Genomic DNA, 23,965 nt, shown 5'->3' on the forward strand with positions numbered 1-23,965 from the left:
GTTTTGAATTATATTCCTTTTTTCGTGCTTTTTCTTTCTGTTTTTTTTCTGATCCATACCTCTCCATATTCCTATTCTGGTGATTTTCTGTATTTTGACGGAGATACTCCAAATTTCTTTTTAAACACATAACTGAAGTAATTTGCGTCCAGATACCCTACTTTTTCTCCAATTTCATAACTTTTATCATTGGTTTCTACAATAAGCCTGACTGCGACATCCATCCGGTAATCCGTCAGATATGTAATAAAGGATTTCCCGGTTTCTTTTTTAAATATCGTTGAAAAATACGAATTGGATACACCAAGCACTGAGCATACCGTATCCAGGGAAAAATCAGGTTCCATATAACGCTCTGCCACAACATTCTTTGCATCTGTAATCAGCCGCCTTGAAGTATTATTTCTTGCACTTTTCAACTTTTCACTAATTGCCACTGCTGCTTTTTTCATCCACTTCATCAGAGTTGCTTTATCCAGTTCCGGCACCTTTTCATAGAGATTTTCTTTTTCTTCAAAGAAATCATTAAAGTCCATAAAATTATTGGCACAGAACCGGTAAAAAGCACCTACCATCTCCATAACTGATAAATGATACTGATTTACTGTAGCAGCACTTTTATGAAGTTTTTCCACTTCCCTCTCTACTGCTGACTCAATGTCTTTTACATTTCCAAGATAAATCGTTTTAAACAACTCATGCATTTTCGTATCTTCTGACTGTACGGCTACCGTCTGCTCCCGTGGAACTACTTCCGCAATATTTATAGCCCTTGCAGTTCCATAAAGAACCCGGTAGGATACTGCTTTTCTTGCACCTTCATAAGAATTACTGATATTCAAAAGACTATCGCAATATCTTCCAACACCGGCCGTTACAACTGCACCAATCACACGGTTCGCCCATCTGCAGAATCTATCGCAAAAATCTGTCAGTTCTGTTGCCTTATCTTCTGAATCAAGCGATACTATCAAAACTGTATTCCCAAGATACATAAATTCCTGACAGTTGAGTTCTGATGCAATCCTTTCCTTTATTTCATGCTCGACAGACATGGATAACAACAATGGATTCATTCCTTCCGGCACATGGTGCTCTGAAGTATGAAATACCACGCTGCAATAATAGGGTCCCTCCAGTGGAATCTGATAGGCAGATAAAAATTTCTCATATTCTGTCTCATTTACCCTGCCTTCAATTAACGAAACAAAAAAATTCGTCCTTAGCACCGGAAGTGCATCCTGGAAATAATTTTGCAGTTTTTTAACATTTAATTTTTCTTCTCTTTCCCTGTTTAAAGTCTCTTTCAATCTTTCCATGCAGTCAGATAATTCAACTGCATTTACCGGCTTTAACATATATTCTTCAATTTCCAGATGTACTGCCTCTTTGGCATATTCAAATTCATCAAATCCTGTAAAAATAATAATATGTATATTGGGATAATCATTATTTAACTTCTGTGCCAGTTCTAGGCCATTCATATAAGGCATTTTTATATCGGTTATCACAACATCCGGCTGTATATTTTCTACCAGTTCCAGGGCTTTCACTCCATTGGTTGCACTGCCTGACACCTCAAAGCCCAGTCCATCCCAGTCCATCTTATGTTCCATTGCCTGGATTGCTTCTATTTCATCATCAACTAAAATCACTTTATACTTTTCCATATGACGTTCCTCTTTCAGCTCTTTCTTCTCCTGTTCTTATTATATCAGACAAATGTCTTTTTCTGAATACCTGATATTGTTTAGGCCGTCCATTCATCTCTGGCGATGAGCGGGCGGCCTATGGTGATTATATATGAATGATTCTGATTACGAATTACTTATTTTTTCTGTACATATTTCAGACAGTCAAGTGTTACTGCTGCCAAAATGATGATTCCTTCGAAAATAAACTGAAGATTTGTATCAATACCCAGAATAGTAAGGGAATATGTAAGGGATGTAAAGATAAGTACACCAGTTACAACTCCGGAAATCTTACCAATACCACCGGTAAAGGATACACCACCAACTACGCAGGCTGCAATAGCATCCATATCCCATCCTTGTCCATATGCTGCACTACCGGAACCAACCATTCTGTTACATTCCAGCCAGGAACCAAATCCATACAGGATACCTGCCAGAATAAATGCTCCTAATGTTACTTTAAATACTGATATACCGGAAACTGCTGCTGCTTCAGGATTTCCACCAACCGCATACAGATTCTTACCAAATGTTGTTTTATTCCAGATGAACCATACTACGATAATTGCAACAACAGCCCAGAGGATAATTGTCGGGAATTTTCCAATCTGCGGAATAAACATAGCCGGGATTGCAGAATCAATAGCTCCGAAGGAAACACCTTTTGTTGCATATGTTACAAGTCCGAAAATAATCAGCATGTTTGCCATGGTTGAAATAAACGGATGCATCTTGAACTTCGCCATAAAGAAGCCTGCCAGCATAGAAAATGCTGTTGTAAGTACAATACAGACTGCCAATGCAAGAATTGCTCTTGCAGCAACCGGGATACCGGTAAAGTCAAAGATATGGCCAAATACACCACCTGTATTAATTCCGTTATGCATGATGATGGTTGCTGTTACCATACCCATACCAACCATACGTCCAACAGAAAGGTCAGTACCTGTTAAAAGAATCAGTCCTGCAACACCTAATGCCAAGAACATTCTTGGTGAAGCCTGCTGCAGAATATTTAAGATGTTTGTCGTTGTCAGCAACTGTGTATTCTTTACAACCGGTGTAATAATACATAAAGCAATGAAGATTAAAATAATGACAATATACAATCCATTTTTATAAAGGAACTGTGTGGTATTAAAGGTATATTTGTAATTTTCAAATTTCTGTGCTCTCTTCTGTGCAAATGTATATCTTGACATACGGAGTAAGTCAATCAGATGATACTTATGTGCATATGCATCATGCCTTCTGTCCTTAATCTCCTGAAGTCTGGACTCATGTGCCATCTGGGCATCAAATAATTTATTCTTATAAACATACTTCTCGTCTTTTTTCTCATCTGCATCGCTGAGTCTGCTCATATTCTGCTCATGCTCTGCTTTGATGGAAGCACATATATTTTTGTATTCTGCATTTTCAGCTTCTTTCTCAGCTTTGCAGCTATCAGCAACTTTCTGATAGTAATCATTTTTATAATGTTTTGCAAGATAACCTTCTGCATCTGCGATAAGCTTTGATACTTTGTCTTTATTTGAAGACTCTACCGCTTTTGCCTTTTCTAAGGCTTCCTTGTCCTTTGCAATCATTCTGCTCTTTTCTTCTTTTGTTAAATTCTTATTTTCCTTTACGATTGCAATGTGATTTTTTAAGCTGCGCACCTTATCTGAACCATCCTTACGAAGTTCATCAATCTGTGCCTGTATTTTCCCTACATATTCATCAATCGGCTTCAAAAGCTCTGCCTCTGCAGCGGATGAAAGAATAATACTACTGTCTGCCATATCCAATGCTCCTTCCTGATTATAAATATTTCGCACTGAGTCTTAATAACTCTTCCTGATTTGTTTCCTTAGTATTAACAATTCCGGCAAGATGTCCATTTGACATAACACCAATCCGGTTTGTGATTCCAAGGATTTCCGGCATCTCAGAGGATACAACAATGATTGTTTTTCCCTGTTTTGCCATATTGATAATTAATTCATATATTTCGTATTTGGCACCTACATCAATTCCTCTTGTAGGATCGTCCATCATAAATATATTTGGTGAGCGCTCCAGCCATTTACCAAATATTGCCTTCTGCTGATTTCCTCCGGACAAACTGGAAATCATATCATCTGGTCCCATACATTTTGTATGCATGACTTTAATTTCTTCTGCCGTCGCACGAACCATATCATCATTGGAAAGTGCGAATCCATTTTTATAATGATTCATATTGGCGATTGTAGTATTAAATGTAATATCTGCTTTCAGGAAAAGTCCATTTGCTTTTCGTTCTTCTGTAATTAAAGCAAATCCATGATCCATTGCATCTTTCGGGGATGTAAAATTCATTACTTTTCCATTATAAATTACATTTCCTGCCGCTCTGGTACGCATACCAAAAATAGTTTCCAATAGTTCCGTACGACCGGCTCCAACCAGACCATACAGTCCAAAAATTTCTCCTTCTTTAATATCAAAAGAAATATTCTGTAATTTTGGTGCATACTTAGTTGAAAGATTCTGTATAGAAAGAACCGTTTCACCAGGCTGGTTATCTACCGGTGGAAAACGGTTATCCAAAGAACGGCCAACCATTGCAGAAATCAGTTCATTCATATTGGTATCTTTACTTGCCTTTGTCATAACAAGGCTGCCATCCCGAAGAACTGATATTTCATCACAAATTTCAAAAATTTCATCCATTTTATGTGAAATATAAATCAATGAAATTCCCTGTTCTTTTAACTGCCGCATCATCTTGAAAAGTTTTGCAACCTCCGGTGCTGTCAGTGATGAAGTCGGCTCGTCTAATACGATTACTTTGGAATGATAAGAAATTGCTTTTGCAATTTCACACATCTGGCGCTGTGATACAGACATTTTTTTCATTGGCTGTGTCAGATTAACAGTAATACCAAGTTTACGGAATAAATCGGAAGTTTCCTTTCTCATTCTTCCTTCGTCAATCATTCCCAATGAATTCTTCGGATAGCGTCCTAAGAACATATTGTCAATGACACTGCGCTCCAGACACTGGTTTAATTCCTGATGAACCATTGCGACACCATTTTCAAGTGCATCCTTTGGGCCAGAAAAATTAACTTCTTTTCCATCTAATATTATTGTTCCTTCGTCCTTTTGATAAGTTCCGAAGAGACATTTCATCATTGTCGATTTACCGGCACCATTTTCACCCATAAGTCCCATGATTGTTCCAGGTCTGACATTCAGATTGATATGATTCAGAACCTTATTTCTTCCGAACGATTTGCTCATGCCGTTAATCGATAAGACATATTTATTCTTATCCTCTGCCATAATTCTACTTCCTTTTCTTTGAAAAGAAGGACACCATTTTTATCTGATGCCCTTCTGTATCTATGCTGTTTTCTTCCAGGCAATAACCTTATTTTGAAAGAAGTGATGTATAAGATGATGCATTGTCTGTTTTAACCATGTTGATTGCAAATGCATCATACTCACCCGGGTTGCCAAGACGGTTTGTAATGTTAGACTCTGTCTGTCCATCACCACCGATATAATCTACTTCAAGATTCAAAAGTTTGTCATAGTTCTGAAGAAGTGGCTGATAGGTTGAGCTAAGGAAGTTATCGGAAGCATTGTAAATATCAAGCCATACCTTCTTGCTTGGGCTCTTGCTTTCATCCAGCTGATTGGATACTTTGTCATAAACCTTGGTTGAGTCTGTGAAATCCTGATAATTATCAGCTGTAACAGCTATATTTAATGCATAGTAAGATCTTTCTTCTTCACTATATCTGTAATCTTCTCCTTCTGTTAAGCAGTTTCCTGCATCATCCGGAGTACCGATACCGGTATCAATGTCTACTCCATCTAATGCATTACGAAGCACTCTTAATGTCAGGTAAGCCTGAACATCTGCATGCTGTGAAATTGTTCCGCCATATCCTTCTGCGATAGCTGCAACAGCATCACTGTTTGCATCGTATCCAAAGGTTGGTACTTTGTTATCTTTTGCCCATGCATTAAACATTGACATTCCCATACCATCATTATTAGAAACAACTACATCAATCTGGTCACCAAAAGATGCGGTCCATGTTCCGATTGCATTTCCTGCTGTAGCTGCATCCCATGTTGCACCAGCAGAGTTCTTCATCTCCTGTGAAGCAAGTTCACGAATTGTATAAGTCTTTCCATCTACATCCAGTGTTGCATCCTGAACAACTTTTGCAGAACCGTCTACGTTTGTACCAGCCGGTGTTGAATCAATTGCTCCATTTGCATCTACTCCGGTTCCAAGTGCAGAACGGACACCACGGGTACGTGCAATAGAATCGTTATGTCCGATGTCTCCGATTGCAAGTACATAACCAATTACTCCGTCTCCGTTACGGTCAATGGTCGCTGCATTTTCTTTGATATAGTCAAGAACCATCTGTCCCTGCAGTTCAGCACCCTGATTTGCATCGAAGCCTACATAATAGGTATCTTTGTTGTAATTTAATGCATCCATGTCAAGTTCTCCTGTGGAGCTGTTGGATGGCTGACGGTTAAACCAGCAAAGTGGTTTATCCTTGTTTGCTACGCTGCTGGTGCTTCCTGAGTCACCAGAGCCGCTTCCTCCGGAAGAGCCACATCCAACCATGGATAATGCAAGTGTTGCTGCCACCAATACAGTTAATAATTTTTTCCTTCTCATTCTTTTTTCCTCCTGATTTGCAATTTGTTGATTTTGGTTTCTCCGAACCTGTCTCATCGACTAAATTCATTATAATCACAAACCAATCTGGAAAGAATAGAATTTTTTTGGATGAAATATCAAAATATTTTGATAATCTGTAATTTTTATATGTATTTTGACGAACAACTATGCAGCTGCACCATCATTCTGTTGGCATGTATGCAGGAATGCTTCTGCCAGCTGCTGGTTCTGCTGTGCCTGTTTTCTGATATGATTAACCACGAAAAAAGGCAGGAAAAATAAGGAAAGGAAACCTAAACACAATGCGATGGCACCGACTAATAAATCAATCGGAAAATACGGGACTACAAACCAGCCAAATTTTGCAATGTTCCATGCCCATTTTGCCGCTATTCCAAAACCACCCACTTTGCTGTAACAAACACAGCCCATAACAAATCCTATCATAATAAAAATCGGATGGAATGCCAGCACCATTCCGATACCTCCACAGACCGTTCCGGCAATTGCCAGTCCCCAGATTTTCTGAACCTCATATAACTGTGTCTCCGCTTCCCGTTTTACCTGCATTGCATAACCATAATCGTTACCAAATTCTACTTCTTCATAAAGATTTCTTTTTTCTTTTGCCATAATATTTTCCTCTTTTCTCCGATGTTCCACCGGTTTTTATTATTGTTTTCACTTATATGACGGAATAATATTATGGCAGGTTTTATTTTTTTAAAAATTTTTTTGACAAGTCCTTATTGCTTTCTTCCGATTACCTGCTTCCCACACTTCCTTTGTACTATGCACACAAGGCTTACCATACCGGAACGCTGAAAGATTTGAGAGTCGCAGAAAAAAGAAGGTCATTGCAGGAATTGTCTGATGCTACCGGCATCCCAAGTTCCACACCCGGCAACTATGAGAAAGATGAAAATGTAGATATGTCACTTGGCAATCTACTGACGCTTGCAGACTTTTATCAAGTAAGCACCGATTATCTTCTTTGCCGAACCGAACTACGTGAACATACAAATCAGTCAGTATCCGATCTGCATCTCAATGATGATGCAGTTCAAATACTGACTGATGAAAAATATAATCCACGGTTATTATCAGAATTACTCTCTCATGAAAGCTTCCATTATAAAGTTTAGGTTTCATGTACAATCGACAGCCCAACTTAACTATCTGCTTTCTACTGTTGTATATGTTCCTGATTCAAAATTTACATATAATGTTGCAAATGCACTATTATATTCCCAGCGGATTTCCAGAGACCTCTCCCCTCCGGAGATTGCTACCTCTGCGCCTTCCGAAAATGCCTTATGGGTATTTCGCATGCGGATTAACGCAAGCTGTTTTTGAACCACATCTTTTTTCAACCCTTCCGTGATCTGATCAGTGGAAAGATTTGTCCGGTTGATTTCCTTATGTCCGGATTCTCCCGCGCGCTGCACCGCTTCATGGTCATTTTTTCCGGCAAACAGATCCAGATACCAGATCTGCGGTTTGCCCGGCATAAACATCTGGATTGCCCGCGCCAGAAGCATTTTTTCATCCGACTCTCCCAATGCACTGTAGTACGTGGCATTTACCTGATAATACAGATTCTTTTGTCCATGTAAATTTTTGACCATGCCTCCGCGGGATACAATCCGGTCAATTAACGACTGGATCTCCTCTTCCGGAAGTAGCCCCTTTAAGTCCAGAAGCGGGATGCCATCGTGACAGCCGAACATGTTGACCGTGGAGATCTTCTTTTCCACAATCTCCTTCGCCCATGCCGCAAGGTACGTTCCCCGCCGGTTCTCAATCGCATCAATGACCAGTCCCGGCAAGAAAAAGTCATAGGTTGCATAGCCTTTTTCTGCAAGTGTCTCATATATTTTTTCATCATACGCTGCGTGGATCTCCGGCAAAAGCGTAAGTCCCAAAGGTTCTGCCAGCGCATGGATCTTCTGTAAAAGTTCCCACGTTTCCGGATCATTGAGGAAGTTTTTCTTTCCCGGTGTCTTCGGCGCATAGGCAAAGGCATCCAGCCGCACAATCGCTGCGCCGTAAGAGGCTATTTTTTCCAGTGTTTCACGATAAAACTTCCACACTTTTGGTGACTGGATGTTTACATCCATCTGTCCGAGATACTGTCTGCCATGCACTTCCTGATAAAAGGTATTCCAGTACGGCACTTTTTTTCCATCCGGAAATTCCACCATTAGGATCGGCAGCCCGGGTTTGCGGAAAAACATCTGCTTCAGGCAGCTTTCATCCGGCTGGATATAGCCTTCCTCCGTCATGGTTCCATGCCCTTCCCAGAAATGGTTCCAATCGATGAAGAAATCGCGGTACGCAGAAGCCTCCCCTTTTTCCACAAGATCCCGAAACTGCGGGGACTGTGCGGAAGCATGGTTTAAAATAAAATCGAGTTTCAAATCAATTCCCATATCCTTTAACTGTTCAAGGTCTTTCCGGTTGGCAAGCTGCTCATTCAGGTCATAGTCGATCACGGAAAATCCCCGGTCGAGATCGGAATGGTACAGGCTCGGCAGAATGTAAAAAGAAGAAAATACATCCTGCAAAGCCTCAGTTTTCAGCAATGTTACGATATCTCCCAGATTTCCTCCAAGGCTGTCGGGATATGCATTGAGCATCGGTTTATGGTTCATAAACTCTTCCGTCCTTTCCCACGATTAATCCTGCATTTTTGCGCTGCACTTCAAGTTTTTCCTGTTCCAGTTCTACCACGCGACAGATAAACGGGCTTGCGGCATTCTCATCGCGGTTTCTGCGGATGCGCCGCTCCCTGGTCTCCTCCGGGGAACTTTCCAGAAAGACGGGCAGATCCACACCATGTAAATCGTCACTGCCTCCGTGTGTCCACTCCAGAAGTAATACGGATATTCCGGAAAAATCGGTTTCTTCCGATGAAATCTCGCCATCTTCCCGTCCCATATGCCGCAATGTGATCGAATCTTTTCCCTCATGAAATGCCGCAAGCACTTCATTGATCCGGTCGAAGTCAATCTCTTTCTTTGTCCCGAGATATCCACGCAGTCCGTCTTCCCCGGCTTCTTTATACACACGCAGCCGTTCTTCATCGTTGCGTTTTGGAATCCGGTGTGGATAATCATCGCCCGAGAGCAGGTAACAGCCCCTGCCGTCATTTAAAAAATACTGCTGCAATGCCGTGGCAAGTGTTGTTTTTCCGGAACCGGAGCCACCGTAAATGCTGATGACCATGCGATTTTTGGTATTCCTCTCACACCATTTCTGTACTTTTTCGTATAATGCTCCAGCCTCTTTCAGCTCTGTAAAAACAAACTGATACGCCTCATATTCTCTGGTAAACGGCGGAAGCGGAATTCCCGCATGCATCAGTGCTGCACCGGAATACTGTCTGCCGCTCTGTTCTTCCAGATACAAGGCATCCGGTTTTAACCCACGCAGGCGGACATAAACGGCTGCCTGATTTGCCTCTGCCCTAAGACGCACTGCGCTGACTAATGCATGATCCTGTTCCTCTGACACCGTCATCCATGCCGCAATTTCATCCATAAACGGATCGGACAGCCGCCAGTAGGTTCCCTCGTTAATGAGCGTTTCATACTTCTTGTATGTTTTAATCTGCTCCCTGATCTGCTGTTTTTCCTCATCGGATAAAAGTGCCGGGTTTAATTCGTAACCGAAGGTTCCAGCCATCGCCGTCACCCCTCGGGTGTGGAAACTTGTTACTCGTCCGGTCTGGTGGTTCGGCACCGCTGAAACGTGCGCCCCCATTACGGAAACCGGATAGAAAAACGACGTTCCGTACTGGATCCTTGTGCGGTTGATTGCATCGGTATTGTCACTACACCAGATCTGTGGGGAATAATAAAGCATTCCTGCGTCAAATCTGCCGCCGCCACCGCTGCATCCCTCAAGCAGAAGATCCGGATACCGGCTGCACAGGCGCTCCATAAAATCATAGACACCAAGCACATAATCATAGGAAAGATTTCCGGCATAGACATCTGCCATACTGCGGTTCATATCCCACTTGACATAATCAATTTTTCCCTGATCCAGCACGGCACAAATCTGATCAAATACACAGTCGCGCACTTCTTTTCTGGAAAAATCAAGCAGTAACTGGTTTCTCGAGCGCACCGGCTTTTTCCCCGGAATCTGAATTGCCCAGTCTGGATGTGCCCGGTAAAGGTCGCTGTCTTCATTGACCATCTCCGGCTCAATCCAAATGCCAAATTTCACCCCCTGATTATGCACACGGGTAATAAGCTCTGCCAGGCTTCCCCCCAGTTTCTTTTCATTGACCTGCCAGTCCCCAAGAGAAGAATTATCATCGTTTCTTTTCCCAAACCAGCCGTCATCCATCACTACCATATCAATTCCAAGGGAAGCAGCTTCTTTTGCCAGATCCACGATCGTATCTCCCGTAAAATCGAAATATGCTGCCTCCCAGCTGTTAATCAGCACCGGGCGCTGCATATGGACATATTTGCTGCGGCACACATGGTTGCGGATGCAGTTATGATATTGCTGCGACAGTGCAGACAATCCGTCTGCCGAATAAGACAAAATGACTTCCGGTACCGTAAAGGTTTCTCCTTCCGCAAGCGGATAGGAAAACAGTTCTTCATTTAATCCGAGAAGCAGGCGCGTCTGGTTGAACTGATCTTTTTCTGCCTCACAGGAGAAATTTCCGCTGTATACAAACAGCATTCCATAGCAGCTGCCTGCGGTCTCTGTTGTTCCTTTTTCTGCCAAAATCACTGCCGGATTATACTGATGGCTGGACGTTCCCCTGCGGCTGCCAAACGCAATGGTTCCATGCCCCAGCGGCGTACGCTCCAGATTGCGCTCCATGGCATGCTTTCCATAAAACCGCAGGACATCAAAATCTCCCTGTACAAAATCCAGACAGGCTGCCGCTGCCTTTTCGATCGTAATCTGCCCAGTTCCCGTATTTTTAATCTGGACGCTCCTTGTAATGACATCGTTTTCTTCCAAAACACCATACAGCAGATGAACTTCAACCTGTGCGTTTTCGTCTGCAAGGACAATTTCCAGTGTCTGTGCTTCCTCTTTGTCTGCCCAGACAGCCGGAAGTCCCTGTAACTGGTATTTGCCGCTTCGGATCTCATAACTTTTAAAAAGCAGATCTGCGCTTTCCACCCCTTTTTCATTTTTGATATTCAGCGCAATATTGCGGTAATCCCCAGTTCCAATGGAAGGATACTCCTGTGGCAGCGCATCCAGCGAATAGGTGCGGTCCATGCCCGCTGCATAAGGATTTCCGGAAAATCCACGGTCTGCATAGGTTAAAACATAATCCATGGGGCTGTTTGTTTTATCTCCATAGTACAGATGCAGCAGATATCCCAGTGGATCGACCTGCATCTGATAAGTTGTATGCACCGTATGCAGGTTAAATATTCTTTTATTTGGATTGTATATAATTGCCATAGAAGTCACCTCGTTTTATTTTTATCCTTTGACTGCACCGTTTGCCACACCGTTTAAAATCTGTTTCTGACAAATCACATAGAAAATAAGGATTGGAATCAGTGCCATAATATAGGAAGCAAATGCCAGATTGTAATTGGTTCCAAACTGTGTCTGGAAATTAAGCTGTGCAAGCGGCAGCGTATTCTGTCCGGTTCCAGACATGATCACAAGCGGTGTCATAACATCATTCCACGTTCCAAGAGCTGTCAGGATTGCAACTGTTGCATGCATTGGCATCATCATTGGAAAGACCACTTTCCAGTAAGTAGTCCATGTGCTTGCTCCGTCAATATCTGCCGCCTCTTCCAGCGCTATCGGAATATTTTTTAAGTACCCACTGTAAAGAAGAACGTTCATTGGCATATAAAATACCAGATACAACAGAATGACACCCGCGCGGTTTCCAAGTCCCATATGCGCCGTCTGCTTTACCAGAGGCATCATTAAGATGGAAAACGGAACAAACATTCCGCTGACAATATACAGATAGATAAATCGGAAACTTTTTCTTCTTGCCATGCCGCGTCCGATCACGTAGCCTGCAATTGAGTGGAGCAGGATTGCCAGTACGATTGTTACCAGTGTGATCAGTAAACTGTTTCCAAGAGAGTGCCAGAAATCGGTCACTTCCATTGCCTGACGGAAATTTTCAAAACTCCACTGTTTCGGGAAAGAAAGTGCACCCGCCACATCGTTTGTCATCTCACTCGGTTTCTTAAACGCAATGATCACTGCCATATACAGCGGGAAAAATACCGTAACCGTCCCCAAAATCAGAACAATCGTAAGTACCCAGTTTGTTTTCTTTTTTTCTTTCATCATAGCTGCTCCTCCTTCTTATTCATGACTGTCATCTGGAAAAGTGAAATCGCCACGATCACAATAAAGAAAATGACTGCATTTGCACTCTGGAATCCAAACTGTCCGCCATCCATACCATTTTTATAAATCAGGTAAGAGATGGATTCGGTGCTCTGTGCCGGACCTCCCTTAGTCAATGACATGATCTGGTCGAATACCATGAGGAAATTCTTTGTGCTCAGTACCAGATTGATCGTCACAAACGGCATCACCAGTGGAAATGTTACTTTCCAGAACTGCTTCCATTTACTGGCTCCGTCAAGCATGCTCGCCTCGTAGACTTCCTCCGGTACAGTCTGCAGACCGGAAATATAGATGATGGTATTCATGGCAACTGCCTGCCATACACCAACAATCAGTACACCAATCCATGCGTATTTTTCACTTGCAAGAATACTGTTCTGTAAAAATCCAATATGGAACACATTTCCCACGGTTGGAAGAATGTAAGTAAAAATAAAACTGAAAATATAGCCGATGACAAGTCCTCCTAAAATATTCGGTACAAAATAAATACCGCGCAGTGCACTTTTAAAACGGATTGCACTGTTTAATCCAACTGCCATGATCAGACTTAGCACATTTACCAGTATCGTTCCTGCCAGTGCATATTTAAACGTAAACAAATAGCTTTTTCCCACGCGGGAATCCGTAAACAGATCTGCATAGTTCCGGAACCCGACATAATCGTAAGTTCCGTATCCTTTATAATTGGTAAAACTGTAAATCACACCTTTAATCATTGGAAGTGTATTGAATGCAAAAAATAAGATTACAACCGGTATGATAACCGCCCAGAATGTTTTGTCCCTGTTTGACATTTTCTTTTTCATTATGCATCCCCCTGTTCTTTCTGATAATCCTGTACTTTCCGAATCAAATCCCGGTTGTAGCGCTTCCAGTCGGAATCAAATTTTTTCAAAAACTTTTCCTGTGCATTGTCGCTTGTATCCAGCAGGAACGTCTGGATCATGGCATCCACACTCATCTCACTCGGATAATGGTGATCCTGATAATCTGCCATGCGGTTGTTTTCAATGTAAGGACGCATATCCTCGAGTGTTTCCGGAATTGCAAAATCCCCGTCTTTGCAGGCAATTCCGCCCTGATCATCCAGATAAATCTGAATGGTCTCATCGTCATACAGATATTTTAAAACTTCATATGCAGCCTCTTTATTTTTGCATGATTTCATTACGGAAAACTGCAGATCAATTCCTGAATTTAATACATTGTCTGATTCCTCATCATTTGCAGGAAATGTAAAAGAACCGATATTCATATCCGGATTGACCGATTTGATCTGCGGGATCGCATAGCTTCCAATCGGATACATGGCAGCTTCCCCGCGGGCAAATGCTGTACATGCATCGTTATAACCATATGCATACGGATTTTTTTCTGCGTAATCCAAAAGCGCACGCATCTTTTCTGCTACCGGTCCATACGTATCGGAAAATGTGGTATTTCCCATATTTACCTGATTGCAGGTATCCGAATCGGTAAGTCCGACTGCCAGCGCATTCCACGGAGCCAGACAGGTCCAGGTATCTTTAAAGCCCAGATACAGCGGAAGTGTTCCGCTCTGTTCTATTTCATCACACAGTGTGGTAAATTCCTGCCAGGTGGTTGGAACTTTCCAGCCATTTTCCTCAAACAGATCTTTGTTATATAAAATTCCTGCCGCGTTTGCCACATATGGAAGTGCATACGTGCCATCCTTTGGAATAAACTCCAGTTCCTTATCCATATCCAGATATGCCTGTTTTACGGTCTGGACTTCATCCAGATCGGAAATATCATCAAACAGATCTGCATCTAAAAAGTTGGAATAGTTGATGTCTCCTCCGATTGCGATGATATCCGGATAATCCTCCCGGATAAACCGTGTCTTTAAAATGGTCATTGCTTCGTTTGGAGATGAAATCGTCAGATGGATGTCATCATGTGTTTCATTGAACCGCTTTTCAATCTTTTCAAATGCCTTAACTGCTTCCGGTTTGTAGGAAACCACTTCGATTTCGGTTTTCCCGTCTGCCCTTTTTTCACTTCCGCATCCGGCTAGCCCCGTCATGCACATGCCAAGTGCGAGTACAGCCGCAACACTACGGAAAATATTCCTTTTTGCCATATTCCTCTCTCCTTTTCTTAAATATATCCGCTTGCCTTTTTGATAATCTGATTATAACATACCTTTATGCATCCTTAAATATCCGTTTTTTTTCAATTTTATACCCAAATGCAATATTTTGTGCTATAATAGATACTAATATCGCATTTTGGTATATACGGAGTGTTTTATGAGTAATACATTTTTTAATATTTTTCCAAATGAAAATTTTATCGATCTGTGCATGTATCAGTTTGGATATGAACAGTGTGATCCCGGCCATTCATTCGGGCCTGCAACACGCAACCACTACCTGTTTCACTACATTCTTTCCGGAACCGGAACACTCATGGCAGACAATGCAAACGGGAATACACAGACCTATTCCGTAAAAAGCGGACAGGGATTTATGATTTTCCCGGGGCAGATTAATACTTACATTGCCGATGAACAGCTTCCATGGGAATATATGTGGATCGAATTTGACGGCTTACGTGTAAAAGAGGCTTTAAGTGTCACAGATTTGTGCAAAGACGCGCCCATTTATCATTCACACTCCAAAGAATTACGGGAAAAACTTGCCGATGAAATGCTTTATATCGTCAATCATCCGCAGGAATCCTCCTTCCATCTGATTGGGCATCTGTATCTGTTTTTGGATTATCTGCTACAGTCGGCAAAATCGACAAAGCTGGTCTCCAGCGGACGCATGAGTGATTATTATATAAAAGAAGCGATCAATTATATGGAACAGAATTTTCAGAATAATATTTCGATTGAAGATATCGCTGCGGTATGCGGCATCAACCGGAGTTATTTCGGAAAAATCTTCCGCAACTCGATTGGCCGCTCCCCGCAGGAATTTCTTATGAACTACCGCATGGTAAAGGCTACGGAATTATTAAAGCTGACCTCCTTATCCATTGCAGATGTCGGCTCTGCTGTCGGATACGAAAATCAGCTTCATTTTTCCCGTGCATTTAAAAATATTTATGGTGTCTCCCCACGGGAATGGAGAAATCAGAACAAGTAACAATAGATAAGATAGATATCATTCCTATCAGTCTTAATATCTCTCAGTATCATTACCTTGTCCATTGAACACTTCCATATCAGCAAAAGGACATCCAGTCCACACTTCTTCTTAATCTGTGCGATATACAGTGATGAAACCTTAAGTCCTGTCTGTTCAAGTACATATGCCTTTATCTACTCATGTGTCGCTTTTCCTTTGAATTCAGATAAATCCATATCCTCCAGAGAGAAGTCCACCTCCACTTTTCTGCTGTCGACCATTCTCCGTTCCACTTCGGTCCGCGCTGAGCAAAGGTCCACCGGACCTTTAGCGCCTTGGAAAGTAAGACAACCGTCTCCACATGGCACGATACCTTCTGATTGATGTCAGGTATTGTGCCCATTCGCGGAAACATATCCGATCAAAACGGAAACAGGTCCACACCTCTGACATTGCGCATTCGCAGATGCAAACAGATGCAATCTGTGGCAAAATTGACATCCATATCACGGTCTTAACCACCCCAGTCTATGGGAACAAATCTGTATAAGGCCTTTGCTATCTATATAATGCAAGGCAATTTTACACTGCTGCTCCCTGCCACTGTCTCGACCGTTGAGACAGTGAAAGCCGCTCAACTTCTACACAATTCATCCGCTCCGAGCACGAATTTGCCATACACTCGCAGGGAGTTGAGTTGCCGGATTTCACCGTCTCGACCTGGTATCCGGTCATTATTTTATCGGTATTACATATGCCCTAGCTTCCATTAGATTTGAACTATCCGGAAATTCCGAATAGTTCATTTAAACTGATTTGTGAATTGGGTAGATACTGTTTTTCCATTTCGCCCTGTGAATAACCGCTACCAGCAGTTATCCAAAATTATCGGATAACTGACCACTCTTGTAATTATGAGTTATTCGAATTTTTCGAATAACTGAATCCTGTTGCAGGAAATGATATAAATGAAACCCAGCCTTACCTTTCAAGCAATTTTATCATTCGTTGAACAATACATTCAACCTGCCCAGATTCCACTCTCTGATCAAAAGCACCATTACAAAAATGATCTTCTCGCAATAGCATCGTCAACAAAGCTGAACACAAATCATAGTCAGCGCATTCCAAGCGTTTTAACTCTTCGTTACAATTTATAGGCTCTGTGGTCATATAATCCCAGTAGTTTGTTTTTAGGTCACCAGTCTCTTCAAGCACCTCATAGCCATTGCTTTAATATCATTACTCACGAACGAATAGACCTCCTCCAAATGCAACATAATTACCATCATTCATGTCTTATAAGAACTCTCTTCGTGTCCTTATATTTTTCACGTAATGACGGAATATTTACATCAGTACTTAATACTTCACGCACGACGCCCCATAGACCACCTTTTTCATCCGGAAAGCTATCCATATACTGGGTAAATGGGAGCCCCATCACGAACTTCGCCTGATCCTCGATGCCTCTTCCTGGAACGCCATAATCCAGTATAGGAGGCAGCCCTGTTTTGATATCTTTTCCAAGAATAATCACTCCTGATGCCGGTGCTCCCCCAAGCATTGTCATGCTTATTGCAAGATCAATCATTTTATCATCAAGGCTAATCCACGAATGATCAAAATACAATCCCTGACCAAGCACCTCACCTATACATAGCTTAGGTTTGTATCCGAGCTCAGACAGACAAACGTATAACGCAGCACATGAAGCGTGGCAGGCACCCCACCATTGCTTTCTCTCCATGTACCTATACATATTTGCAAGCACATTCCCGATATCTTCATTATATCCGCTCTCTTTAACCGCTTGTTTTATACGGTCAGGGATGCTCATTGTTTCCTTTCGGAGACAACAATTCTTATATTTCTTTCCGCTTCCACATGGACACGGATCATTTCTTCCTATTTTCATCATGCGCTCCTTCTTTATTGCTTTATAAACGGCACAATCACATCGTAGAACTTCTTCGTCCAGTCGGCGTGGAAGTTTGCCATCTGGAGCCAGTCAGTCTCATTTTCAATACTGACGTTATTCAGCTGAATGAAAACCTTGGACGATTTGATATCGTCACCACGGTTCCACTGGAGCGTCGTGCCCAACGCTGATTCTATTTCCGCTTTATGTGTGTACAGGCTATCGAAGGCGTCCTTGTTTTCTTGCTTATTTCCTCTGCCAAATACGACCTCTGCCCGTGCTGCATCATAGTTTGCTACGCAGCATAGATAAAAACCGCCGATACCGAAGGAGCCATTGATCCAGTTATCCCTTGACGGATTAACATTGGAGAAAGAACCGTCCTCACCGTGCGCTTTCTGGATAATCGGAAGCGCACACGTCCAGTATTTTCTCCGGAGCTCGTAACGGCTGCCCGGCTCATCCTCATTGGCCTCATTTTCATCACGTAGATAAAAAACTAAATCAGAAGGATCTTCATTGTACAGTTTGAAGAGGCGACTAAGGACAGATAGTTTGCTCTGCGTGCTGGTGTTTGTCCATACATAGATGCCGTCACCAATCTCCACTGACTTCGTGAATGCATCCGGATTAGTGTTGAAGTGAAGAGCAATATTCTCTTCCTCCGACATGGCCAGCTTTGTGATAATAGCCTTGTCCTCGGCATACAGAATCTGAATAACCTTTTGGAACATCTCAACCCAGCTCGTTACCGGCTGTTCCGTGTTCTTAAAGGTGAATTTTGCAATCAGTCGTCCGGTCAGCTCGCCCTCATCTTCAAGCGTATAAGTATCAAGCTGCTTTTCTTCCGGTTTGTATTCTGTGACAGGTGCTGCCCAGATTGAAAGAGCCCGACCTATGAGATATTCGCTGCGTTCCTCCAGTTCTGCCAGCGTCCACTTGTTCTTCTTGGCAATCCAGGTATTCATGCGGATACCACTATCATCAAAGCCATTCTGCATGGTTTTCTTTTCGGTGAATGAGCTGTTGCTGTACTTCGAGTTATAGGCCGTCAGTGTAAGATTTGCCATACGATGCAGCCACACTTCATGTATCTGCTCATAATCATCACCCAGTTCTTTCTGCCATACTGGTGTCAGATGCTGAGGCATGATGTGCTCAATGGAATAGGTGCCGTCATCACAGTGGCGGTATACATCCTTATCCTCCGAAGTGCCGAAATTCTCGAAGCGCTCAAGGATGTAAATCTTATTCTTACTGTTCATCAGATAAACTGGACGTTCCTCAAATGCCACCTTAAACTCAACATCGTCTGGGAAGCGCGCACGCTCCTTCTTTGAGAGAAGCGCATACTTGAACTTCTCGACATAGTCATCCTCGGTACCGTCGTACCGGACGATTTCACGGTGCAGCATGAGGAAGATTTTATTTAGAGCATTTGTTGGCAGGTCACACATCGTCCTGCGGAACAGATAGTTCTCTGTCGTCAGGAAAATCTCCGTGACCTGTGTTAAAGTCAGTTTGTTTTCATTATATAGGCGCAGCACTTCGAGGAAGTACGGCCTTGTTACCGTAGTCTCCAGACGGTTCAGTCGGTCAATGCAAGCGTCAAGGGCAGCACTTCCAGAATTACCCTCTAGGAGAATCTGGTACCGCTTTGCATAGGCCAGCATCTCGGCAAGGAGTGGTTCCGTTTCGATTTTTCCAAGCTCCACAAAGTCCTTAAAATTGATGTAGATTTTCTTCTGCTGCGGGATGGCCTGCTGCTTTACACTCAGGTAATCCCGGACGAAGGCACTTACATCATATTTCGTGCAAACCTCGATCTTATTCCAGTATTTCTCGTAGTAGGCCTCTTGCTCCTTGGACGGTAAGCCCATCAAAATGAAGTTCCTGATCTTGTCGCCTTCGCTGAGGTCAAGACCGGTCGAGTTCAGGCTTTCAAAAATGAGCTGTGGATTGTCGTCCATATCCAGCCGGATGTTTATAATCTCCAGACAACAGATCGCATCGTAAAGCTGGTCGATGGTGATTTCCTGTTTCTGAATGCGGTCATAAAAATAATCGTAATTTACAGTCAGATTTGACTCGCGGATATGCTCCGTCGGATCAGAGAACAGCTTTCCAAAGGCAGTCTGGTCATTCTTTACCGGTTTGAGTTTGATACGAGTATCCTCCGGCTTCCACTTATCTACAAGGTATTCCTCAAAAATCCGCTGCTTCAGATTAGCGGTTTTCGGCACAATGATCCCCTTATCAATCAGGTTATACATGGCAAGGAATAACAATGATACAGTCGTAAGACGCTGCTGACCGTCAATAATCAGGAACTCCTCATTGTGACCATCCGGATTGTAAACGGAAACGAGGCTCCCAAAGAAGTGACTTTTCCGGTGACACTTGATGATTTTTACAAGGTCATCGTATAGCTGCTTGCAGTTCTCGGTCTTCCAGTCATAATTTCTCTGATACACCGGGATAACAAAGCGCTTGTCAGAGCCTTCCATGTATTTTACGAATTTACATTCTGATCCTTTCATCTTGTGTTAATCCTCCTCGTCTACAAAGATTCCGGGAATATTCTGCCGGATATATTCGACTTCGTTCTCCACGCTGGTTCTCCCGCACTTTGACAACGAGGCCTTCAGTTTCAACTTACCGGTGCTGCCGTCCTTCACAACGTACTCTGGATTTTCCTTGATAAATCGTGCCGACTCACGAGAGAAGCCATTTCTCTGAAGAAGGATTGTCAGCGGATTGGTGGTACCATATTCAACATATTCATACCAGTTATTGGCATCCAGTTCATCGTCACCCTTAATGCGCCTGAACTCGTTAGAGAAGCGAAGGAAATAATTCGATATGCTAAATAGAACTATGTTCTCAATAACCTCAAGCGTATCGGCAAAGACAATGTTTCTATGAATTTTGTCGTTGTCGTTATAAACATCTCTCGTATAATTGTTGATCCAGAAATTCTCTGGATGTTCACGATGATGCTTCAGGGCAGCCCGCATAATATAATTTAGGCCGTTTCCTTCCATCCATTCGCAGAGAATAACAGCGTACCAACTCAGCAGTGTATCCTTTCCAAGAGTATTGGACTCATATATTTTCCACTGAAAAACATCGCTCAGCTTCCTCAAAAACGCCAAAACCACATCGTGCTTGAAGTATCCGTCCTTCACATCAGGATAGCGGAGGTTATCTCTCTTTATTGCTATAATCAACCGCTTTGTCTGATCAACAGATGTGTTAATATCGTCATCCGGGACAGTCTCAGTATTTTTAAATTTCGCGCGGATGTTCCTCTCGTCCTCATCTGTAAGAAATTGCTTAAACTCCCTCCGGACAAGTGTATCCTTATCCTCAACAATGTCTCGTAAAAGGATCAATCCGAACTTTCTCATCATGATGTAGGATTCTTCGGATTGTAGAGCTTTTCCTTCTTCATTGACTCGCTGCGGGATTACCGAACTGCCACTTTTAAGGATATCTGCGACATACTTCTTTTCCACCTTTTTAAGAACTTTCGGATCTGTTGTAATGGAAAGCACCTGCTCAGGAACTTTCTCTTGCAGCATTCTGACATAATCATCAGATTCAACCTTTTCCGTCTCCTCACTGACGAAGTACACATTTCCAAAAAGGTTAAAGCTGATCCTCCCCACGCGTCCTATCAGATTTCTGAAGTCGACTGGCTCCATTTCACTGCGAAATATCTTGTTATCTGTAATAAAAAGATTGTCCGCTGGCAGGTTGACACCCTCAAGCAAAGTGCTGGTACAGAACATAATTGTGATATGTCCCTCTTGGAACAGCGTTTCAATCCTTGCTCGTATAGAAGCAGGTAGATAACCAATGTGATATGCGATGCCTTTTCGAATCATCTCGGCGAGGAAATAATCGCCATGTACTTCCTGCCGGATATCCTTCGCGAGCGTCTCCAAGACAGGATCATTCTTAACACCTGCATCACCGATCGCATCTGAAAATTTTCGTGCAGCATCGATAGCTTTATTCCTGCCATTAAAGTAAACAATAGTCTGCTTCCGCCTTTCTTCAGGAAGCCTATCATTCATACTTTCAAACCACACCAGTATATCAGTGAGATTTGCTTTTCTGCCTTTCATGTCACGGATATTTGCAACATGGATTCTTTTTCCATTGTGCTCGTTATATACCTGTATCTCCTTGTTTTTCAGATCAACAAGGAACTTCACCTGCACAACCGGTGAATATGTAATTGCCAGATTGCTATCATCACCGGCTTCTATATCCGTCATCATCCGAAGATAAACCTGCGGATTCGGAATATTCGGGGAGGCAAAGATGAAGTGTGGCTTATGCTCTCGTTTCAAAAGCATATCCACAACCTTGTAATAAAACGGAGCACGGCTGTTCTTGCCAGACAACTTATGTGCCTCATCGACAAACAGATAGTCTATCTGTACCTTCGGTTGGCTGATCAACAGGTAAAGTAAGCGCTCCGGCGTGAGAGCGAAGATATAATTATGTTCCTCCTCCAACGCAATATCACTGGCCGCAGTTACCACACGATAATTGCAGCGGTCAAGGTAGTTGATTTTCTGAAGGTTTCCATTTTCACCGAGGTCATCAATAACCTTGCCACGGACTTCGTTTATGAGTGCCTTTGTTGGCACAATCAGAGCATAGTTTTTCTGTGCGCCGTGGATAACCTCGTTCTTGATAAACATCCGCATGATGAAGGATTTTCCCATAGAGGTCGGAGCCGAATAACTGAAGCACTCGTCTGTCAAGTGGTCATATGCCGCTTTCTGAGCAGCGAAAAACTTCTCGCTCGGTTCGGCGGGAATCGTAAGATAGTCATCCCTAAATTCAGAGAAGAACCTCTCCAGCGCAGTAATGTCCTGATATTCGGAATTAATGTGTTCTATGCCCTTGTGGTTTCCTATGCTTGAAAAGACATCTCCGGCATAAAGCTTGATCAGCGTGTCCTCCGGATAAAGCTCATTCAAGAGGATTACAATTTCCTGCGCCCAGATTTTATGAGCATTTGCCTTTTCAGGATCATTGGACTTCGATAGCAGGTCAGCGAAACGCAACGCATCACGCTTCTCCTTCTGGCCGAAAGGCAGTGGTTCCTTCTTGGTAAGTTGAAGCAGTCGCAGGGCATAGTTATACAGCACCTTCTCATGAATCTTATTCAAGTATTCGTTATCTTCGATGTCGGCAAATATGGCGGCACCGAGTGTTCTCTTTTCACCGCTCATAGGTCAACATCTCCATCCAATACGTGCTGCATTATCGTTTTCTTTTCGGTCTCCGCATCATTCAACGGAAGCAGGTAAAAATAGAATGCGTGGTTTTCCAGCCCGCAGTCCTTTATTTTCTGCGAGATGTATGCAGCGTGTTGCTGTGCGTCTTGTTCCAGCTTCTCCTGCATAATATCCAGCAATTCATCATCGCTGCGACCTGAAGGTAGAATGCCGAAATTGTATCCTAAGAATATGCCATACGAAATTGCGTACTTAGCTTTTTTACCTTCCTCTGGTACAATGTACTCTTTCAGAACAGCCAGATCGTCTTCATCGTAGAACCGGTCGAGGACGGTCTTTTCAATCATATAAACCTCGTCATCCTCATGGGCACTGATCTTCTTGATGATCTCAAAAGCCTGATCTATGGCATCCTTAATCTCTCCGACGATATTTGAAGCACCGAATACCATCTGGTTATACGATCCGCTGGTACCGTCAGAACACAGGAAATGGATACCATCAGCCTCACTCAAATATTGCGCGGCATCCGTACTTAGCTCGATTTTGCTGAGTAGCTTATATGCTTTTAACTTCTCCTCAAGGAAAGCATAAATCATAATCTCGCCGAGCTCATTTCCAGTGCCCTTGGCATCAGCTGCACCTCGTTTACGCATAATACGAAGAGCCTGCTGCATGACTGCATCAAGATTTCCGGCCTTTTCATACTGTTCCTGCTTTGCCCGCGAAAATACATAGCGGCCAATGTTCAGCATTGTGAATTTCTCAAGATCAGCTATCTTGATTTTTCCGCTTCTGACATTGAGGTAAAAAAGGCGCATTGAACCCGGTCGATCTTCACTGATGCAATCGCTGTGATCGACCTCTGTAAAGTAATCATCAAAAGTTTTATCCTTTACAGTTTTTGTGAGTTCCAATGCCCATAC

General features: G+C 42.7%; 16 protein-coding genes and 1 pseudogene. 2 read left to right on the forward strand and 15 right to left on the reverse strand.

The annotated features are described in order from the left end of the window. Nucleotides 1–71: 71 nt before the first annotated feature. From DXB43_RS07225 to DXB43_RS07245, 5 genes are all read right to left on the reverse strand, one after another. Nucleotides 72–1,670 (reverse strand): response regulator, encoded by a 1,599-nt coding sequence (locus DXB43_RS07225; RefSeq protein ID WP_117841665.1) that lies wholly within the window; start codon nt 1,668–1,670, stop codon nt 72–74. 158 nt (nt 1,671–1,828) lie between these two features. Next, nucleotides 1,829–3,481, reverse strand: coding sequence for a galactose/methyl galactoside ABC transporter permease MglC (locus tag DXB43_RS07230; RefSeq protein WP_022243527.1), 1,653 nt, complete (start codon nt 3,479–3,481; stop codon nt 1,829–1,831). 19 nt (nt 3,482–3,500) lie between these two features. After that, nucleotides 3,501–5,009: a sugar ABC transporter ATP-binding protein gene (locus tag DXB43_RS07235; RefSeq protein WP_117947203.1), complete on the reverse strand. Its 1,509-nt coding sequence runs from the start codon at nt 5,007–5,009 to the stop codon at nt 3,501–3,503. 88 nt (nt 5,010–5,097) lie between these two features. Beyond that, on the reverse strand, nt 5,098–6,375 hold the full coding sequence (locus DXB43_RS07240) for a substrate-binding domain-containing protein (RefSeq protein ID WP_117841545.1): 1,278 nt from the start codon (nt 6,373–6,375) through the stop codon (nt 5,098–5,100). 168 nt (nt 6,376–6,543) lie between these two features. Beyond that, the gene (locus tag DXB43_RS07245) at nt 6,544–7,011 is read right to left on the reverse strand and encodes a hypothetical protein (protein WP_117947204.1); all 468 of its coding nucleotides are present in this window, start codon (nt 7,009–7,011) and stop codon (nt 6,544–6,546) included. A gap of 197 nt (nt 7,012–7,208) precedes the next feature. Between DXB43_RS07245 and DXB43_RS07250 the strand changes: the two genes are divergently transcribed. After that, a complete protein-coding gene (locus DXB43_RS07250; RefSeq protein ID WP_147422401.1) occupies nt 7,209–7,523 on the forward strand; it encodes a helix-turn-helix domain-containing protein in 315 nt (104 codons plus the stop codon). Nucleotides 7,524–7,553: 30 nt separating this feature from the next. Here the strand turns inward: DXB43_RS07250 and gtfA are convergent, their stop codons facing one another. Genes gtfA through DXB43_RS07275 form a run of 5 tightly spaced genes read right to left on the reverse strand, consistent with a single transcriptional unit; the run spans nt 7,554 to nt 14,863 of the window. Further along, the gene (gene gtfA, locus DXB43_RS07255) at nt 7,554–9,032 is read right to left on the reverse strand and encodes a sucrose phosphorylase (RefSeq protein ID WP_117947206.1); all 1,479 of its coding nucleotides are present in this window, start codon (nt 9,030–9,032) and stop codon (nt 7,554–7,556) included. Further along, nucleotides 9,022–11,829, reverse strand: a complete 2,808-nt coding sequence (locus DXB43_RS07260; RefSeq protein ID WP_117947207.1) for an alpha-galactosidase — start codon at nt 11,827–11,829, stop codon at nt 9,022–9,024. The genes gtfA and DXB43_RS07260 overlap by 11 nt, the downstream gene beginning before the upstream one ends. Before the next feature lie 21 nt (nt 11,830–11,850). Next, nucleotides 11,851–12,693: a carbohydrate ABC transporter permease gene (locus DXB43_RS07265; RefSeq protein ID WP_117947208.1), complete on the reverse strand. Its 843-nt coding sequence runs from the start codon at nt 12,691–12,693 to the stop codon at nt 11,851–11,853. After that, on the reverse strand, nt 12,690–13,565 hold the full coding sequence (locus tag DXB43_RS07270; protein ID WP_072521426.1) for a carbohydrate ABC transporter permease: 876 nt from the start codon (nt 13,563–13,565) through the stop codon (nt 12,690–12,692). The genes DXB43_RS07265 and DXB43_RS07270 overlap by 4 nt, the downstream gene beginning before the upstream one ends. Beyond that, nucleotides 13,565–14,863 (reverse strand): ABC transporter substrate-binding protein, encoded by a 1,299-nt coding sequence (locus DXB43_RS07275; protein ID WP_117947209.1) that lies wholly within the window; start codon nt 14,861–14,863, stop codon nt 13,565–13,567. Before DXB43_RS07275 ends, DXB43_RS07270 begins: the two co-directional genes overlap by 1 nt. Before the next feature lie 169 nt (nt 14,864–15,032). Here DXB43_RS07275 and DXB43_RS07280 point away from each other — a divergent pair, with 169 nt between their 5' ends. After that, nucleotides 15,033–15,875 (forward strand): AraC family transcriptional regulator, encoded by an 843-nt coding sequence (locus tag DXB43_RS07280; protein WP_117947210.1) that lies wholly within the window; start codon nt 15,033–15,035, stop codon nt 15,873–15,875. Between the two features lie 963 nt (nt 15,876–16,838). Here the strand turns inward: DXB43_RS07280 and DXB43_RS15880 are convergent. From DXB43_RS15880 to DXB43_RS07310, 5 genes and pseudogenes are all read right to left on the reverse strand, one after another. Beyond that, nucleotides 16,839–17,030 carry a DUF6508 domain-containing protein gene (locus DXB43_RS15880; RefSeq protein ID WP_442969678.1) on the reverse strand — a complete coding sequence of 64 codons (192 nt, stop codon included), beginning with the start codon at nt 17,028–17,030 and terminating at the stop codon, nt 16,839–16,841. A 673-nt stretch (nt 17,031–17,703) separates the two neighbouring features. Continuing rightward, nucleotides 17,704–17,793: pseudogene (locus DXB43_RS15885) on the reverse strand (SEC-C metal-binding domain-containing protein); the annotation flags it as partial. Next, entirely contained in the window at nt 17,790–20,318 is a 2,529-nt protein-coding gene (locus tag DXB43_RS07300) for a DUF4268 domain-containing protein (RefSeq protein ID WP_117947212.1), read from the reverse strand. The pseudogene DXB43_RS15885 and the gene DXB43_RS07300, both read right to left, overlap by 4 nt. Nucleotides 20,319–20,324: 6 nt before the next feature. Then, on the reverse strand, nt 20,325–23,033 hold the full coding sequence (locus DXB43_RS07305; protein WP_117947213.1) for a DEAD/DEAH box helicase: 2,709 nt from the start codon (nt 23,031–23,033) through the stop codon (nt 20,325–20,327). After that, on the reverse strand, nt 23,030–23,956 hold the full coding sequence (locus tag DXB43_RS07310; RefSeq protein ID WP_117947214.1) for a HamA C-terminal domain-containing protein: 927 nt from the start codon (nt 23,954–23,956) through the stop codon (nt 23,030–23,032). The genes DXB43_RS07305 and DXB43_RS07310 overlap by 4 nt, the downstream gene beginning before the upstream one ends. Nucleotides 23,957–23,965: the final 9 nt, after the last annotated feature.

The sequence above is a fragment of the Roseburia sp. OM04-10BH genome (genome assembly GCF_003462605.1).
GTDB lineage: Bacteria > Bacillota > Clostridia > Lachnospirales > Lachnospiraceae > Roseburia_C > Roseburia_C amylophila.

Bases quoted from the DNA above. Each gene is read 5' to 3' on its own strand.
- DXB43_RS07240 (WP_117841545.1), bottom strand. From the start codon at position 6,375: ATGAGAAGGAAAAAATTATTAACTGTATTGGTGGCAGCAACACTTGCA.
- DXB43_RS07235 (WP_117947203.1), bottom strand. From the start codon at position 5,009: ATGGCAGAGGATAAGAATAAATATGTCTTATCGATTAACGGCATGAGC.
- DXB43_RS07245 (WP_117947204.1), bottom strand. From the start codon at position 7,011: ATGGCAAAAGAAAAAAGAAATCTTTATGAAGAAGTAGAATTTGGTAAC.
- DXB43_RS07305 (WP_117947213.1), bottom strand. From the start codon at position 23,033: ATGAGCGGTGAAAAGAGAACACTCGGTGCCGCCATATTTGCCGACATC.
- DXB43_RS15880 (WP_442969678.1), bottom strand. From the start codon at position 17,030: ATGACCACAGAGCCTATAAATTGTAACGAAGAGTTAAAACGCTTGGAA.
- DXB43_RS07230 (WP_022243527.1), bottom strand. From the start codon at position 3,481: ATGGCAGACAGTAGTATTATTCTTTCATCCGCTGCAGAGGCAGAGCTT.
- DXB43_RS07225 (WP_117841665.1), bottom strand. From the start codon at position 1,670: ATGGAAAAGTATAAAGTGATTTTAGTTGATGATGAAATAGAAGCAATC.
- DXB43_RS07260 (WP_117947207.1), bottom strand. From the start codon at position 11,829: ATGGCAATTATATACAATCCAAATAAAAGAATATTTAACCTGCATACG.
- DXB43_RS07270 (WP_072521426.1), bottom strand. From the start codon at position 13,565: ATGAAAAAGAAAATGTCAAACAGGGACAAAACATTCTGGGCGGTTATC.
- gtfA (WP_117947206.1), bottom strand. From the start codon at position 9,032: ATGAACCATAAACCGATGCTCAATGCATATCCCGACAGCCTTGGAGGA.
- DXB43_RS07280 (WP_117947210.1), top strand. From the start codon at position 15,033: ATGAGTAATACATTTTTTAATATTTTTCCAAATGAAAATTTTATCGAT.
- DXB43_RS07265 (WP_117947208.1), bottom strand. From the start codon at position 12,693: ATGATGAAAGAAAAAAAGAAAACAAACTGGGTACTTACGATTGTTCTG.
- DXB43_RS07300 (WP_117947212.1), bottom strand. From the start codon at position 20,318: ATGAAAGGATCAGAATGTAAATTCGTAAAATACATGGAAGGCTCTGAC.
- DXB43_RS07275 (WP_117947209.1), bottom strand. From the start codon at position 14,863: ATGGCAAAAAGGAATATTTTCCGTAGTGTTGCGGCTGTACTCGCACTT.